Genomic DNA, 17,887 nt, shown 5'->3' with positions numbered 1-17,887 from the left:
TAAGGGAAACAAGTGTTTCTCCTAAGTGAAACAAATAAAAGGTTACCGTATGGAAATAATATGTACGGAGGGCTCATCGAAAGAGACTAAGGCTGTTGCACCCGTTTCGGTATTGAAATAGCGGATCGTATCCTTCTCCGTATTCTGGACGGTTACTTTCCAACCGTCGCCTTCCCGGTCGATCGACAGGATATCCGTCGTGTTGCTGCCGGGAGATACAGCCAGACCGTCGGCACAATGAACGGTTTCGATATGATAGCGCCTTACATCGAGCGGGAATTTCTTCCCGTTGCAGGTGAAGTTGGCGGTATGTTGCAACTCATTGCTCTGCCAGTCGGTGTTCAATAGATAGATCGTGCGGCGGTCTTTATTGTCCCATACGGTGAAACCGATAGAGGGAGCAGACTCGATCCAGCCGGCCTTCTGTTCACCGGCGACTGTCGCTTCGGCGATTTCACGCAGGGTGGCTTCATACTGATCCCGCAACGCATTTTCTGCCGGATAGGCATGAGCGGGGAAATAAATAATCTTTCCGTTTCCGAAGGTAAGCTCGGTTTTACCAGTCAGTGTCCGATAGTTTTCTCCCAGCATTTCACGGATAACGGCATCGTTGGCAGGGAAGCTGACAGGCTGATCCGGTTGAAGCTCCGCGTTCAGGTGGGCAGCAGTCAGGACGAGTGTTCCGCCATCGAATACATAGTTGCGGATACGCAGGAAATCATTCTCGTCAAAGCTGTTCCAGCCGAGGAAGACCATTGCTTTATACTTATTCATTACGTCCAGGGGAGCTTCTACCGGGAGCAAGTCGACCGTACCGTAGGGAGTGGCAGTAAACCAACCTTCGGGACCGCAGGCATCCACCGTATTATCCGGATAGAAGACATTCAACAGGTCGAAACTTTCGGTCGCCTTGTTGAAAGCCCACTTATCGCCTTTCTGCGACCACAGGCTGGAGCGTCCGAACGATTTCCAGGCATCATTCCTTCCCTGAATAACGGCAATATTACTTTTCAGTTCGCCCCGGCGGGTATGTGTCTCGATAAAATCGAGTACGCGGTGCTGTGCATACAGATGCTCCTTGCCCGACTTGGAATAACGGTCGTTGGCATATTCGTCGGTCCACAAGGCCTCTTCGGTATTTATATGGGAAGAACCGTGCATATAGGCAACGGCGAGCGACATATAGAGGCGAAGGGAATGTTTCGGGTCGGTAAACGGTCCGGAGCCCCATTGCATGGCATGCAGCGAACCGTACTGCGACTTACTGTAAGCTCGTGAAGCACCACGGAGGGAAGAAAGGATGATTTCTTCGGGGCCATACATCTGTTCGGCTCCCAGCCAGTTGTACCCTGCCTGATACAAATAACGGAACAGGGAAGACGGGCCGGTATGGCGGGTACTTTCGCCTTTCGAATAACGAAAGTTCTCAACCAGCTTACGGGCACCGTCGGCCATATCTTTCACACCCTGCGGATCGTAATGGATGAAAACGCCATGATCCGTGTAGATGGGACGATGCTTGGCAAAGATACCGCCATAGGGACGGTTGCGGGCGGCCATATCGGAAAAGACTCCCTGATAAAGGAAATGCTGCCAATAGTAATAACCGCCGTCATTTTCATGCGCCTGCTTACCCCGGAACATGGGCGAGGCCAACGTTTCAAGGTCGGGATTGATGCGCTTTGCGGCCAGGGTACGTCCCTCGACCTGCCACGCATACGGCATTTGAAGCTTGTTCAACAAAGCGGTATAATGACTGATGATCTCCGGATTGGCTACGCGGAAACCGCTCCACTGGTAAGAGGGACGGAACTGATACCAGTTACCGATACGGTTTGAGACATACCATTTAAAGAAATAGTCGTACGGAGTGTATTCCTTATCGATATGGATCTCGTCGCCCGAAGAAAGATACACCTCATCGCGACCCTTTTGAATGATCTGGCGGATGGTGGCTTCCGCCTTGCGGGAACCGTCGTCGAACGTCAACGGCACAGCAGAGGCAATCCCTTCAGCACAGAACTCCACGACATGCAAACCTGTTTCTTTCAGTTCTACCTCCTGGAATGAAGGAGTTACGGAGGCCGAAGCCTGTATCTTGAGTTTCACATCCGGCTTATTCGTTTCGAGCAGAACGCCGAAAGCGCTTCCGGCAGTGACATATTCGGGAACAGACACGATTTCATAATCGCGCGCACTCTCTTCTATGATCTCCAGTGAACGCAGTTCGTAAGGATAAGCCGCCCGGTTGTCTTCTTTCAACAGGGTTAACTTCAGGTCGCCCTTTCCACTGACTGAGGCAGGCAGCAAGATATAGAAGTCGGCCACATCGGATGCCCGGTCGAAGATATTACCTTCGAAGACAGTCGCACCATTGTAGTCCACTTTCCAACGCGGCCAGCTACGGGTGGCGAGGTTGCAACCGATCCAGTAATTGTAGTCGTCCGGTTTATCGGCAAACTTCGTAAACGGAATCGAACAAACCGGTTTTTTATTTTGCACCAGTCGGGGAGCTTCCACCCAACATTCTCCACTGAAATGTGTCCCGCCGATACGCAGGAAAGCACAGGCCACATTCTCCGGCAGGATAAACTTGCCGATGATATTCCGGAACTTGGATGTTCCTTCGGGGACACTGAGATAAAGGAGAGAGTCGGGACGGTCGTAGATATCATCCTTATAGCGCCCCGGCTTCTTGTAGAACAGTTCGATAGCCACCCCGAAGTCGCCACCGGGAGAGACCGACAGGTTCTGCTGCTTGACTACGGGCAACGTAACGATCAGTTCGCCGGCCTTCAATAGATCGCCCGACACACGGTAATAAGCATGACGTTCGAAGTTATTGTCTTCGCCCTTGAAATAAAGGGAATATTTATCCTTCTTTACATGAACGGAGTCGAGGTTATCGTCGATATAGAACTCGGAGCGGCGGAACATCTCCTCCCCCCTGTTCCGGAAAGGTGCCGGCATCTTCACGCCGCCTACCACGCGGAGGAATTTCCGTATCGGATAATCCGCCTGCAGGAACGAAACATTCTCGGTAAGGCTGTTTCCGGGAGTTAATAGATAAACCTTCTCACCACCGGAAGGGGTGAAAACAACGGTTCGTTTCTCTGTCTGCAAAGGGGCGGCCAGAAGGAGCGAGACCGCAAAAATCTGACTGACCAGAAGGTAAAAGACTCTTTTCATAACTAATATTAAGATATATCTGTTAATAGACAGGTCAAATGTACGATTAATTTCCTTCTTTATGTACTTTTGTCTTTCCATTGAACGAGCGAAAGAAAAGAAAAATGATAGTTATCAGAGATACGGAGTTATTGAAAGGAAAGAGACTAGCTGCCACCATCGGCTTCTTCGACGGTGTGCACCTGGGACACAGGTTCCTGATAAATGAACTGAAAGAGACCGCGAAAGCCCGCAATCTGCCTTCAGCTGTGATCACATTCCCGGAACATCCCCGCGCCGTATTGCATGCCGATTATCAGCCGAAGTTACTCAACTCTTTTGATGAGAAACTGGAGCAGCTGGCCTTGACAGGGGTCGATTATTGCATTGTCCTCGACTTCACCGTCGAACTGTCGCGCCTAACGGCACAGGAGTTTATCACTACCGTACTGGCCGAAAAGCTGCATGTCGAAGTCCTGTTGATCGGCTACGACCACCGTTTCGGACACGACCGGAAAGACGGGTTCGAACAGTATGTCACCTATGGAGCGGCTTGCGGCATGGATGTCGTTAAAGCTTCTCCTTATGATAACGGACAGACAGCAGTCAGCTCTTCCGAGATACGCAAGCTATTGACAGAGTGTCAGGTGGAAGAAGCGGACAAGTTGCTCACTTATCCGTACCAGCTGCGGGGAACGATCGTAAATGGCTACAAAGTAGGCCGGAAGCTGGGATTTCCGACAGCCAACATACAGGTGGATGAACCGCTCAAGATTGTCCCCGGCATCGGAGTTTATGCCGTCTGGGTCTATCTGAAAGGGGAAAGACATAAAGGAATGCTTTATATCGGCGACCGTCCCACACTCGACAACGGTAGCAACATCACACTGGAAGTGAATATACTGGACTTCTCCGGTGACATTTACAATAACGAAATAACCGTTGCGTTTATATATTATGTACGCGGAGATATCAAGTTCGCCTCTCTGGACGAGTTAAAAGAGCAACTGGCCCGCGACAGGGAAACGGTCAATAAATTATTATCGGAATAAGATGGAACTTTACTACGAAGCAATAGATACTTTAAAAGGAATGATCAGCCGGCCTTCTTTCAGCCGGGATGAAACGGCGGTAGCCGACTTTCTGCAACAGACCTGGCAGTCGGCCGGACATACGGTACATCGCAAAGGCAACAACCTATGGATCGTCTCTCCGGGTTTCGACCTGAACAAGCCGACCTTGCTACTTAACTCCCATATCGACACCGTAAAACCGGCAGCGGGCTGGACGAAAGATCCTTTCAATCCCGAAGAGAGCGAAGATGAGAAGTTATATGGCCTCGGAAGTAATGACGCGGGAGCCAGTGTAGTCTCCCTGTATGCCGCCTTTACCCGGTTGATCGAAAAAGAGCAGGCTTATAACCTGATCTTTCTGGCTTCGTGCGAAGAAGAGGTGTCGGGTAAGAACGGTATTGAAAGCGCCTTGGTAGACCTTCCGCCTATCGCCTTCGCTATTGTCGGAGAGCCTACCGGCATGCAGCCTGCCGTTGCCGAAAAAGGGTTGATGGTACTCGACTGCGTTTCTATCGGCAAAGCCGGACACGCGGCTCGCAACGAAGGGATCAACGCGATCAGCCTGGCGATGAAAGATATAGAATGGTTCCATACGTTCCAGTTCCCGGAAAAGAGCGACTTCCTCGGCCCGGTGAAGATGAGCGTAACGATTATTCATGCCGGCACACAGCATAATGTGGTGCCCGACCGTTGCGAATTTACCGTGGATATCCGTACAAATGAATTCTATCCGAACGAGAAACTGTTCGAATTGATCAAAGAGCAGGTCGACTGCGAAGTGAAAGCCCGTAGCTTCCGCCTCAACTCGACACGGACAGCACTGGATCACCCGTTCGTTAAGCGGGCTGTGATGATGGGGAAAGAGCCGTTCGGCTCGCCTACCCTAAGCGACCAGGCACTTATGCCGTTCCCTTCCGTCAAGATCGGTCCGGGGAACTCCGCCCGCTCACATGCGGCAGACGAATATATCGGTTTAATGGAGATCAGGGAGGCGATCGATACGTATGTGCGGTTGCTGGACGGACTGAAACTATAATTATATGCTGAAAAAGATACTGGGGACAATTGGAACACGCTATCTGATTGCCTTTCTGAACCTGATGCTTATTTTCATTAATGCCAAGGCATTAGGGGTGGAAGGTGTCGGCCTGGTGGGTATCATCCTGGCTTCAATAAATATTGCCGTCGTATTCAACGGGGTTCTCTCAGGTAATACGATCGTGTATTTCATGAACCGTTATTCCATCCACACCATTTTGTTCCCGGCTTATGCATGGCCCCTGATCGGATCAGGACTAGCATGCGCTTTTATGTTATTTTTCGGTTTATTCCCGGAAGAGTACCTGACAGACATATATGTACTATCGCTGATATCTTCCTTCATTACGACCAATGCCCGTTTCCTTCTAGGTAAAGACAGGATCACAGGGTTCAACATTACTTATATGCTGCAAGGGGGATTGTTGTTCTTTATCCTTCTCTATTTCTACTACATAGCCGGGAGACAGGAAGTTTCATCCTACATCTACGGATTATATATCGCTTACGGCATTGCCTTTGCCGGTAGTCTGGCGTTGCTTTTCCCCTACCTGGTCAAAAGAGAGAACAAGCCGACAGACAAACCGTTCGTTTCCATCCTGAAAGAAATGTTCAGTTATGGCCTTTGGGGAAGTGCAGACAATATAGCCGAAGTGCTCACCACCCGGTTAAATTATTTCCTGATCCAACGTTTCGCCGGCCTGGGCAGTGTGGGGTTGCTGGATGCCGGGACAAAGATATCGGAAAGCGTCTGGCATATCAGCCGGAGCGTCAGTTTCATCGAATACAGCAGCGTAGCACAGACGACGGATGCCGAAGTACAAAAAAGAACGACACTGAAACTGTTCAAGCTAACTTTCTGTGCAATCGCATCGGCAACCATCTGTATTTTGTTTATCCCGGAATGGATCTATACGGATTATCTGTTCAGTCCCGAATTTACAGGGATGCGAAAAGTTATATTCGGCTTGTCCGTCGGGATTGTCGCTTTAGGGTGCAACAGTATACTCAGCCACTATTTCATCGGAAGCGGGAAGATACGTTACAGTGCAGTCAGCTCCTGTATCGGACTTCTCACCCTGCTTATAGCGGGTTATATACTGATACCTCTTTATGGTGTTGTCGGGGCAGCCATCAGCTCCAGCATAGCATTCTGTGCCATGCTGGTGTTTTCTATGATCGTCTTTTGCCGGCATAACAAGACCCGGATAAGCGAATTCATCCCAGACAAAGAAGACTTCAACGAACTCATCAAACGAATACGCAGCAAGTTCAATACCTGAAACTTCCACCTCCCAGGAACTCACGCAGAAGCGAAGTGCCGGGCAGCCCTACATCCGGGATATAGTTGAAGTAACGAAGGAACCGCAACAGGCGATAAGCTTCTGCATTCTCATTGTCGCTTTCGCGTACCTCGGCCAGGATCGGTTCGGCAAACTTGCGAAGGGCAGCCAGTTCATACAACATGGCACTGTTAAACATGGCATCCGCATTCTCCTGATAAGGGAAGATCCATTTATCCTCACCCCGGCGCACACTGGGCCAACGCGCAATCGTGTCCTTTGCCGAATAACCACGGAAGCGGTAGTCACGGATGATACGGCGCAACAGACGGTTGTCGGTGGTCGGTATCCAGTTATGGTTATCCAACGAGATCGAGGTAAGGACGGAGACATAGACCATGTACTTGAACTTATCGTCTATCATGGCAGTCAGTTCTGGGTTCAGGGCATGGATGCCTTCTATTACCAAAACAGAATTCTTCTGCATCTTCAATTTCTTACCCTTATAGATACGCTTACCGGTTCCAAAATCGAAAGTCGGCAGATCAATTTCCTTCCCGGACAGCAAATCCTTCAACTCACTGTTAAAATAAGGAAGATCAAGGGCATAGAGCGACTCGAAATCATAATCGCCGGTTTCATCTTTCGGCGTATCTTCCCGGTTCAGAAAATAGTCGTCGAGCGATATACTTACCGGGTGGATCAGGTTTGTGATCAGCTGGACTTCCAGGCGTTTGCAGAAAGTGGTTTTCCCGGAAGACGAAGGACCTGAGATCAAAACAATACGAACTCCCTCTTCATACCGCTTCGCTATTTCTTCCGCGATCTTGGCAACCTGTTTCTCCTGCATGGCTTCCGACACCATTATCAGTTCGGAGGTATGGCCGCTCTCGATGGCACGATTCAGGTCACCGACATTATTCAGGTCCAAGGTACGTTGCAACGTTAAGTGCTGCTTATAGGCTTCGAACATCTTATCCTGCTGGATAGCCGGTTCGAGTTCCAACGGATTACTTCTTTTGGGTATCTGAAGCAATACGCCGTCAAAGTAAGGCACGATATCAAACAGTTGGATGTAACCGGTTGAAGGGGTCAGACATCCGTAAAAGAAGTTTATATAACCGTCCAGTTCATAATACGAAGTATAAGGCATCCCAGCCGTTTCGATCAGGCGGGCTTTGTCATTCATTCCGCGTTCACGGAACAGGACCGTGGCATCGACCGTGCGAACCGTCTTATGAAGGAAAGGCAGATCGGCATCGATTATTTCACGCATGCGCTTCTTGATCTTGTCGATCGTTTCGATATCGATCTTCTTTCCGTTATGGATTACACAGTAGTAACCTTTTGATATCGGATGTTCTAAATTTAATGTCGCAGAAGGAAGTACGTCGTTCACCGCTTTGGAAAAGATATGACACAGGGAACGGACATAAGTTCGAAGCCCGGAAGATTGCGTATAATCCACGAACTCAACGTCTTTCGGATGCCAGCAACGGAAATTCAAACCCTCTACCTTATTGTTCACCTGCGCATTCATCGGGCGGTAACGCAAAGGCGCGCCAATCATCGTATAGATATCTAATAGAGAAGAACCGATAGGAACCTCTTTATAGCTATTGTTATTTTTGCAATAAATTGTGATTGTTTCAGACATATTATATCAGTTATTATTTGTAGTTTTGCTGCCTAAAGTTAGGACTATTAATCGGATATACTTCCAGGTATAACTATTTTTTAATGGATGATACAATTTTTACCGTACTAAAGTTGCTCGGTTCGCTTGCGCTTTTAATGTATGGAATGAAAGTTATGAGTGAAGGTCTCCAGAAACTGACAGGAGATCATCTTCGTAATATCCTAGGCGCCATGACGACTAACCGGTTTACCGGACTACTCACAGGTGCGTTCGTTACCGCAGCAGTTCAGTCATCGACAGCAACCACCGTAATGACTGTCAGCTTTGTAAACGCAGGACTTCTGACTCTGACACAAGCCATCTCCGTCATCATGGGGGCCAACATAGGAACGACGATTACCGCCTGGATCATGTCGATCTTCGGTTTCCAGTTCAACATGACCAACATTATCTATCCGCTCTTCGCCCTGGCTTTACCTCTTATCTTCTCTAAAAAAAGCAGTCGCAAATCATTAGGAGAATTCGTCTTCGGATTCGCATTTATGTTCCTGGGATTGACGACCTTGAGGGAGAATGCCATGCACATGGATCTGGAGCATAATCAGGCGATCCTGTCATTCATCACCTCCTGTAAGGAATGGGGAATGTGGTCTGTGTTGCTATTCCTGCTGGTCGGAAGTATCATCACGATGGCAGTCCAATCGTCGGCGGCCGTTATGGCTATTACGTTAATATTGTGTTCGAGCGGCGTGCTCGACCTGTACCTGGGTATCGCTCTGGTGATGGGAGAGAATATCGGAACCACCGTGACATCCAATATCGCCGCACTTACCGGTAATGCACAAGCCCGAAGGGCGGCATTTGCCCATTTCATATTTAACTTTTTCGGAATCATCTGGGTACTTTGTATTTTCCATCCGTTCATAGATACAGTCAAGAATATTGTTACTTACCTGGCCCCCAATACACCAAAAGATATCGCCATCACTTATACGTTATCGGCATTCCATACCGCCTTTAACATCTGCAACGTATTATTATTAATATGGTTTATAAAACCGATCGAACGGTTGGTTTGTTTTGTGATCAAATCAAAGCCGGAAGACGAAGAATATCGCCTGCATTATATCACCGGCGGCCTCCTGTCGACAGCCGAGTTATCCATCCTGCAAGCCAGTAAGGAAATATCTCTTTTTGCAGAACGGACTACCCGCATGTTTAACATGGTGAAAGAGGCATATTATGAAAAAGATGAAGACGTATTCATGAAAACGTACAACCGGATCGAAAAGTACGAAAACATCAGCGACCATATGGAGATAGAGATAGCTAATTACCTCACCTTGGTGGCAGAAGGCCGTCTGAGCTCGGAAAGTAAGGAAGAGATCCGTATCATGCTCCGTGCCGTATCGGAAATTGAAAGTATAGCCGACTCGTGTAACAATCTGGCACGTACCATCAAACACCGGAACGAAGGAAAGTCGATCTTCACCGACAAACAGAATCATAGCATAGACAAAATATTCGAACTGGTGACTCAGGCGTTACGCCAGATGAACCTGATATTGAAGAAACCGGAATTGGTACACGATGATATCAATCCTTCTTACAATATCGAAAACGAAATAAACAATTATCGTAATCTGCTTAAACAACATAATGTGGAAGATATCAATAATAAAGCATACCAGTATCAAGACGGTGTGTATTACATGGATATCGTCAGTGAAGCTGAAAAACTGGGTGATTATGTACTAAATGTTGTTCAGGCAGTTATCGAAAAGAAAATATAATTATGCATACATTCATTTTAATCGGATATTTATCCACTTAAACTTAGATAGATGGACTATTCTTTTTTTGATTTTCTTACGCTTGTAGGAGCATTAGGTATGTTCCTATACGGAATGAAAGTGATGAGTGAAGGTTTACAGAAAGTCGCGGGAGACAAGCTACGAGGCATCCTCTCAGTAATGACGACTAACCGTTTCACAGGTGTTCTGACCGGAATTCTGATCACTGCACTCATTCAGTCATCAAGTGCCACCACCGTGATGGTTGTAAGTTTTGTTAACGCAGGGCTTCTTACATTAACCCAGTCAATCAGTGTTATCATGGGAGCCAACGTCGGAACGACAGTTACGGCATGGATTATCTCACTCTTTGGTTTTAAAGTAGATATCAGCGTCTTTTCCCTGCCGCTTATCGGTATATGTATCCCACTGATATTCTCCGGCAAAAGCAGGCGAAAGTCATGGGGTGAGTTTTTAATGGGCTTTGCTTTCCTCTTCATGGGACTTTCTTATCTGAAATCATCCGTCCCCGACCTGCAAAGTAATCCCGAAATCCTTTCTTTTCTACAAGATTACACCTCTTTGGGATATCCCTCCCTCTTTATATTTCTACTTTTAGGTTCCATCCTTACAGTTATTGTACAATCATCCAGTGCAACTGTTGCCATCACATTAATTATGTGCACGCAGGGTTGGATACCATTCGAAATGGCTGCCGCCATGGTACTTGGAGAAAATATCGGAACTACTATCACAGCAAATATTGCAGCGATTTCAGCGAACGTGTCTGCTCGTCGTGCGGCACTCGCCCACCTTATGTTCAACGTATTCGGAGTCTGTTGGGTCATGGCTCTGTTCTATCCGTTCACCAATATGATTTCCTGGATAGTAACGAACTACGGCCCCGGCGATCCGAACGAAATGACCCAGTTCCTCAGTACGCTCGATCCGAAAACGATCTCGCTGATTACATCCAGCGCACAGATTACAGACCCTCACCTGCTTGCATTACAAAAACAATTACTGACATTGCAGGTGTCTGTTTCCTACGGTCTTTCCCTATTCCATACCGTATTCAATATAACTAACGTTTGTATCATGATCTGGTTCGTGAAATTCTACGTATACGTTTGTTCGGCCCTTATCAAGCCGAAGAATGTCAGCGACGAGGAAGAGTTCCAGTTGAAATATATTCCTTCAGGTATGCTTTCTACATCCGAGTTGTCATTGATGCAGGCTAAAAAGGAAATTGCCGTATTCGGCGAACGTACACAGCGTATGTTCGGTATGGTCAAAGAGTTGTTCTACGAAAAGAATGAGGATAACTTCCTGAAAATATTCAGCCGTATCGAGAAGTATGAGAACATCAGCGACCGTATGGAGATTGAAATCGCCTACTACCTGACGTTCGTAGCTGAAGGGCGCCTGAGTTCCGAAGGTAAAGAAGAGATACGTATCATGTTGCGTGCTGTAACGGAAATAGAAAGTATTGCCGACGCATGTAACAATCTGGCACGTGGAATCAGACGTCGTAACGAAGGTAAATCCGAGTTTACAGACGGGCAGAATCACAATATAGATCAGATGTTCGCCCTGGTGGAAAAGGCATTGACCCGCATGAATGAGATTCTGCATATGCCAGAAGTGGTACACGATGACATCAACCAGTCTTACAACATCGAGAACGAAATAAACAATTATCGTAATCAGTTGAAGAGCCATAACATGGAAGATGTAAATAATAAGGTATACCAGTATCAGGACGGTGTCTACTACATGGACCTTATTGCGGAATCGGAAAAATTGGGTGATTACATTCTAAATGTTGTTCAAGCAGTTATCGAAAAGAAAATATAATCGTATATTTGTTGGCATAACGAACATTAAAGTCCTGATCTTGCATAAGATCGGGGCTTTTTCAATATAGAAAGAAGATGAATCACAAACATTATTTCTGTTTCCTCCTGGGATGTTTATCAATAGTTATGACCTCCTGTTCGACAGACGATCCGAAACCGGACCCTACACTCGACGAGAATGTAAATGCATGGATCTACGATATCATGGAAAAGCATTATATGTGGTATGACGAAATCCCGGCAAAGGAATCGCTCGACATGACAGCCGACCCCGAGAAATTCTTTTATCTGTTGCTTTCCGAGAAAGACGGGAAGGTGTTAAGGGGAGAAACAGAGCATCATTATTTCTCAAGAATAGAAAAGAAAAAGACTTCTACAAAATCAATCGACGAGGAATCGACATACGGTTTTGAATTTGCATCGGCCGAAATGCCGGGGACAAAAACAAAAGTGGCCTGGGTAGTATATATCCTCCCTAATTCACCCGCAGCAGAATCAGGGTTAAAGCGGGGCGACTGGATCTTAGCTGTAAATAGCGAAACACCCAACATTACCGACATCAGTGTATTAAGAAGTGGAAGCGCAGTCAAATTCTATACCGGCGAATACAATTCTGGAAACAAGAACTGGACAATTACTAACTCTGTCAATATCTCAGCAAGCCGCCCGGTAGAAAATACACCTTTCTTAAAAGACTCGGTCTATCATTATGGAGATAAACATATCGGCTATCTGGCATACAACCATTTCTCTTCCGGACCGGATGGCTACGAAGACAAAACATGGGATAAACAGATGAAACAGATATTTGCGAACTTCAAATCCCAGAATGTAAACGAATTCGTTCTCGATTTGCGCTATAATGGAGGAGGATTGGTCACTTCTGCACAGTTGTTAACATCTATGCTTGCCCCTGCTAAAGATCTGGGTAAAACTTTCTGTAAAATGGAGTACAACGATAAATACAAGGATAACAACAAAAGCCTGGCTTTAGAATCAGCCGGTTCTGTATCCGGAGAGAATCTGGACCTGAAACAATTATATGTATTAGTAGGACCGAATTCAGCCTCAGCCTCCGAGGCAGTTATCAACTGCCTGATCCCATATATGGGAAGATCGAACATTACACTGATCGGAGAACAAACAATCGGAAAAACCGTTGGCTCCGAACAATACGGAGATAACCAGGATTACGACTGGTTAATATCCCCTATCGTTCTACATATAAAGAATGCAGATGGAAACGCGGATTACGAAGACGGCTTCGTACCGGATATCCTGCTGGAGGAATTGTTTGTAAACAACACTTTATATCCATTGGGAGATAGCAGGGAATTGCTGCTTAAAACTGCATTTAACCAGATTTTGAAAACTGGATTGAAAAGTACTCCTGCTGAAAATACGGAGCACACAAAGATATTCTTTAAATCCATCCTGAATAAAAGAACGAACGGGATGTTATTACTCCCACAATAACAGCAGAAAAATCGACAAGCATCGGATGAGGAAGCGACAGGCACCCGTTCCTCGTCCGATAGGCAGCCGTTTATTAAAAGATAATCAGAGATAAAACAAAAAGGAAGGGGCTAAAAACAATTAAAGCCTGTCTCACGACAAGCCCTAACCAACTTTGTTAACCTTAAATCTAATACTATTATGAAAAAACCACAGTACAAAGATAGTGTCGCAGCAAGCTTTTGTCAAGTCTTTTACAGACAATATTTGTTAAGCTCGAGCGCCTTCTTTTCCAAAAAATGTTATCGAACACAAAACTATATACACTATAATCAAAAACTGCTAAAATTAACATATAAGAGAGCCGTTTTCCGGATATTTTCTCCACCGGAAAACCTTACAACCGGTCTACGACCTTTCGCTGCTGTTCAAAGAACATGATGCGGTCTTTCTCTCCACTTTTCGAGATCAGGGTAGACGTCCGTATAAGTGAATGCAACCACTTTTTCATCCGTAGGAATACTTCATCATCACATGAAGTGGCATCGTTTAAGGTAAACGACTTAAGCATAGTTACATGGCAATTGCGGGTTTCCACATAACTATAACTGGTTTCAAAATTGATACTGCTGACAAAAAAGTGAACATTCTTACCTTCCTCCCAACAACCACGGGCAGCAAGAGTCTCCATGTCATCGAGGAATTTATGCAATTCTCTTTTCAGCAATTCTATCTCTTCACGGGTAATAAGATAGATACTGGCAAAATATTTAATATCGTTCACCAGATACAAAAATGTCATGCTATCGATTATATGATAAGCATTGGCAGCTTGCCTTACTTCCATCACGATCTCGTGATTTATCAATTGGAGCCTGTCCGGAGGATTCACATCACAATATTTAGTAGGAATGGTTTCTCCGCACTGATACATCCATTTGAAAAGATAGAAGCGATAAATATTCCTGTAATCTAATACAATCGACTGGGGAAGAATATTCAGCGCATCTCCCACTTCAGAATTCGGATCGTTCCTAAGATGTCTCAAAGAATCGAGGAAATGTTCCAGCATCCCATAATCTTCCTCCCGGGGATGAAGGAAATTCACCATTTTCATCTGGAAAGGCCTGCTCTTTTTCAGGGAACAACCGATAATATGGTCAAGCGAGATATCCAGCTTGTTAGCTATAGCTGCAATTTCGAAGATAGTGAACGGGACATCTCCCCTCAATCTCCGGTAAACGGCCTCTTTTTCTATCATCAACAGATCAGCCAACATACTTGTCAGCTTTCCACGCTCGGGAAACTTCTCTTTGATCGCCATCACCAGGTTTTCATACAACACATCATTCTTCATACTAAAATATTTCTTTCAAAATTGGTCCTTAATACCTGCAGTTTACTTGCCTAAACAACCCTACACCTTCCACAAATATATTAAAAAGTTTTGATTATGTGCGCATTAGACAGAAAGATAGATCATGTTGTTTGCTGTACAATTTGTCGTATATTTGCCGGAGTCTTTAAATTCTGGGCGAAGGATGAAAAATGCATTTATCAAACTTCATATATCTATCTTGCTGGCAGGCTTCACCGGACTGTTTGGGAAACTTATTACCCTGAATGAAGGATTGTTGGTCTGGTATCGTATGATGTTTGCCGCTGTTTTACTGTTCACCATTCTGAAAATCAGCAACAAGCTACAATCTATCCCCTTGAAAGAGCAATTGAAAATTGCCGGAACAGGTTTTATACTTGGCTTACATTGGGTATTCTTCTATGGAAGTATCAAAATGTCGAATGTTTCTGTTGGGGTTGTTTGCTTTTCGCTGGTCGGATTCTTTACTGCTCTGCTGGAACCTTTGCTTATTCGTCGCAGGTTTAAGATCAAGGAGTTATTATTCAGTCTGATCACTGTCGTCGGGATCTTGCTCATTTTTCGATTTGACATGCGATATCGTTCCGGTATCATAATAGGTATTATCTCTTCAGCTTTGGCTGCTCTATTTACCATAACCAATAAAAAAGTAGGTGCACATCATCCCTCCCGTATCATGTTATTATATGAAATGGCCGGCGGTTTTCTGGGACTGAGTTGTCTATTACCTGTATATCTGTACTTTTTCCCTGTCGCAACAATACTTCCGGATATAAATGATTTTCTTTATCTGCTTCTACTGGCCCTGGTCTGCACAATCGGACTATACCTGTTACAGATACAGGTATTGAAAACTATATCGGCTTTTACCGTCAACCTGAGTTACAACCTGGAACCGGTTTACAGTATTATCCTTGCCATGTTGTTTTTCGGGGAAGCCAAAGAATTAAATCTCGCTTTCTACACCGGACTGGGGCTCATCTGTATCTCTGTATTACTGCAAACCAGAGAAGCCCTCATCTACAAGGCAAAGTAAACCAGAAACGAGAGCCCTTACCGGGAGTAGAACTTACACCGATATCTCCATTCAATGCTTTAACGATAGTTTTGCAGATAGATAACCCCAACCCTGTCCCTTGTTTGAAAGAATCGACCTTAGTAAACCGCTCAAAAACAGATTCAAGATATTTAGCCGAAATACCTATCCCGGTATCGCATACCTCAAAAAGAACATGATCATCCTTTAATGAGTAGGAAAGAGTTATCGTTCCCTGTTCGGTGAACTTTATTGCATTCGACAACAAATTTGAAATAACCTGAGTAACACGTTTAGCGTCCGTATAAAGGATTATATCAGGTAAAGCAGCCAAATCACACAATAGAGTAACTCCTTCCTGTACTTTCAAACGATGTACTTGAAATTCGTCACAACATATCTCTTTTATACTGACTTCACTCAGCAAATACTCCATCACTCCGGATTCAATCTTCGAAAAATCAAGAATATCCGTAATCAAGCGAAGAAGCAGGTCGCAGTTCTTATTGATGATCTTTACATATTCATCTTTATCTTCCTTGGCATCAATTTCTGCAATAATTCCTGAAAAACCGACAATAGCATTCAAAGGAGTACGGATCTCGTGACTCATATTGGCCAGGAAGGTCGACTTCAGCTTATCAGCCTCACGGGCTTTCTGCATTTCCAGCTCATTCCTGCGCGACTCATCACGAGCTTGCTGCAATTTCTCTTCCAGTAGCTTTTCCTGCGTTATATCTCTTATATAACAAATGACCTTACTTGGATGACCGTCTTTGTTTATTTCATGGGCCTGTGCATTGATCCGGACCCAAACCGGCTCAGCTCCTACCGCCAGTTTACATACAAAACTACAATTGTCGACTTCTCCACGAACAACCTGTAAGAAAGGAGACATGTCATTCGTCTCTTCTTCCCCGAATTTGCCAAGATTACTCAAATCCTGAATAGACATATAATTGTATGTCTTCATATACTCAAACAACGGGTTGGTACTCGGGAAATCATTCAGTACAGGATTGATATATAACTCATCCTCCTCTACATTATACTCACCTACAATGGAACGGCCGGATAACAGAACTGCCTTCAGTATTGCCAGATTATTCTTTGTCTGTTCAGACTTTATCTGAGCATCCGTATTATCCGAAATAATCATTAGATATCCTATTCTTCCAAATTCCGGATCATCCAGCCCGATACCTTTTATCTGCAAATACTTTATATGATCGACAAATGCAGAAGAATAATAACTGGTGCTCTGTATAGCGCTGAAATCATAAATCAAAGGAAAACTAAATGGTTGTCCGTGTTTTATACCGTCGAGAATTGGGGCAGGGACAGCCGGATTTTCAAACAAATTAATTCCCAAAAGGTCTTTACGGGTAGAACCGAATATACGGGCATCCGCTTCATTAAGGTCGATCAGATAACCCTCAGAGTCGTATAACTCTACCCCGACAGGCAAGTTATTAAAGAATTGCTTGAATTTTGTGCTGAGTTCAGAGAGATGCTTTCTCGATTCTTCCAGACTACTTTGCGTTTGCAGGCGTTCGATTATAATAGAGAAAATCCGGGCAACAATATGTAAATCTTCGACATCTTCCAACGTCCAGGAACGTTGAACCCGGACAGAGTCGAAACCGATAAAGCCTTGCACCTTATTATGAAAAGAAAGTGGGATAATAAGCATGGATTTGAGTTGCTGCAACTCAAACAATGTCTTATCGATACTGGCTTCCGGCGGCAATTCATTCATACTACACATCACAATATCATGTCCGGACTTTATCGTGTCCATAATCCATGGAATCGTTTCATATGTAAGTTCGGAATGATCTTCTTTTGGCACTTCGACCCATTTGCTCATCACTTCGCACGGGAAACTCGCCATCCGACCATTATCTTCAAAAATAGCCACATATCCCCAGTCTGCATTGAAAAAGTCGAGAAGTAACCTCATTGCTTTCTCTATCGGCTGTTCCTCTTCGTTGAACAACAAGACAAGCACTTCGGATATAATACGTTTTATATTGGGGATGACGGGAGAAGAACTATTTACATTATGTATCTGTTCCTTATCCCGCATTTCCAATAATCGTATTAGCTCTTCTCTGGATAGCTGACTATATTTACTTTTAGTTAGCGTTGATGTCATATAGGGT

At 45.1% G+C, this 17,887-nt stretch carries 11 protein-coding genes; 7 read left to right on the top strand and 4 right to left on the bottom strand.

Annotated features, from left to right (window positions below; all coding sequences use genetic code 11):
• Nucleotides 1–42 precede the first annotated feature (42 nt).
• Nucleotides 43–3,189, bottom strand: a complete 3,147-nt coding sequence (locus tag QZ076_RS02460) for a hypothetical protein (protein WP_293710025.1) — start codon at nucleotides 3,187–3,189, stop codon at nucleotides 43–45.
• A gap of 104 nt (nucleotides 3,190–3,293) precedes the next feature.
• Between QZ076_RS02460 and ribF the strand changes: the two genes are divergently transcribed.
• From ribF to QZ076_RS02445, 3 genes are read left to right on the top strand one after another with little or no spacing between them, the layout of a single operon-like run.
• Nucleotides 3,294–4,220 (top strand): riboflavin biosynthesis protein RibF, encoded by a 927-nt coding sequence (gene ribF, locus QZ076_RS02455; protein WP_293710023.1) that lies wholly within the window; start codon nucleotides 3,294–3,296, stop codon nucleotides 4,218–4,220.
• 1 nt (nucleotide 4,221) lies between these two features.
• Nucleotides 4,222–5,277: a M20 family metallo-hydrolase gene (locus QZ076_RS02450; RefSeq protein ID WP_293710021.1), complete on the top strand. Its 1,056-nt coding sequence runs from the start codon at nucleotides 4,222–4,224 to the stop codon at nucleotides 5,275–5,277.
• A 4-nt stretch (nucleotides 5,278–5,281) separates the two neighbouring features.
• Nucleotides 5,282–6,562, top strand: coding sequence for a polysaccharide biosynthesis C-terminal domain-containing protein (locus QZ076_RS02445; protein ID WP_293710019.1), 1,281 nt, complete (start codon nucleotides 5,282–5,284; stop codon nucleotides 6,560–6,562).
• On the opposite strand, the gene QZ076_RS02440 is transcribed toward QZ076_RS02445, so the two are convergent.
• The gene (locus QZ076_RS02440; protein ID WP_293710011.1) at nucleotides 6,552–8,219 is read right to left on the bottom strand and encodes a nucleoside kinase; all 1,668 of its coding nucleotides are present in this window, start codon (nucleotides 8,217–8,219) and stop codon (nucleotides 6,552–6,554) included. The two genes, QZ076_RS02445 and QZ076_RS02440, sit on opposite strands and share 11 nt — an antisense overlap.
• 83 nt (nucleotides 8,220–8,302) lie before the next feature.
• On the opposite strand from QZ076_RS02440, the gene QZ076_RS02435 reads away from it, so the two are divergent.
• The 3 genes from QZ076_RS02435 (at nucleotide 8,303) to QZ076_RS02425 (ending at nucleotide 13,329) form a co-directional block, all read left to right on the top strand.
• Nucleotides 8,303–9,994 (top strand): Na/Pi cotransporter family protein, encoded by a 1,692-nt coding sequence (locus QZ076_RS02435; protein ID WP_293710009.1) that lies wholly within the window; start codon nucleotides 8,303–8,305, stop codon nucleotides 9,992–9,994.
• A gap of 51 nt (nucleotides 9,995–10,045) precedes the next feature.
• Nucleotides 10,046–11,851, top strand: a complete 1,806-nt coding sequence (locus QZ076_RS02430; RefSeq protein WP_293710007.1) for a Na/Pi cotransporter family protein — start codon at nucleotides 10,046–10,048, stop codon at nucleotides 11,849–11,851.
• 77 nt (nucleotides 11,852–11,928) lie between these two features.
• The gene (locus QZ076_RS02425; protein WP_293710005.1) at nucleotides 11,929–13,329 is read left to right on the top strand and encodes a S41 family peptidase; all 1,401 of its coding nucleotides are present in this window, start codon (nucleotides 11,929–11,931) and stop codon (nucleotides 13,327–13,329) included.
• A 376-nt stretch (nucleotides 13,330–13,705) separates the two neighbouring features.
• Here QZ076_RS02425 and QZ076_RS02420 read toward each other — a convergent pair whose 3' ends face one another.
• Nucleotides 13,706–14,665, bottom strand: a complete 960-nt coding sequence (locus QZ076_RS02420; protein WP_293710004.1) for a helix-turn-helix domain-containing protein — start codon at nucleotides 14,663–14,665, stop codon at nucleotides 13,706–13,708.
• 184 nt (nucleotides 14,666–14,849) lie between these two features.
• Here QZ076_RS02420 and QZ076_RS02415 point away from each other — a divergent pair, with 184 nt between their 5' ends.
• Nucleotides 14,850–15,722: a DMT family transporter gene (locus QZ076_RS02415; protein ID WP_293710002.1), complete on the top strand. Its 873-nt coding sequence runs from the start codon at nucleotides 14,850–14,852 to the stop codon at nucleotides 15,720–15,722.
• Here the strand turns inward: QZ076_RS02415 and QZ076_RS02410 are convergent.
• Nucleotides 15,703–17,880 carry an ATP-binding protein gene (locus QZ076_RS02410; protein ID WP_293710001.1) on the bottom strand — a complete coding sequence of 726 codons (2,178 nt, stop codon included), beginning with the start codon at nucleotides 17,878–17,880 and terminating at the stop codon, nucleotides 15,703–15,705. The genes QZ076_RS02415 and QZ076_RS02410 overlap by 20 nt on opposite strands.
• Nucleotides 17,881–17,887 lie beyond the last annotated feature (7 nt).

It is taken from the genome of uncultured Parabacteroides sp. (genome assembly GCF_905196875.1).
Classification (GTDB): domain Bacteria; phylum Bacteroidota; class Bacteroidia; order Bacteroidales; family Tannerellaceae; genus Parabacteroides.
The sequence above is the reverse complement of the archived record's forward strand: the minus strand, read 5'-3'. Positions and strand labels throughout refer to the sequence as shown.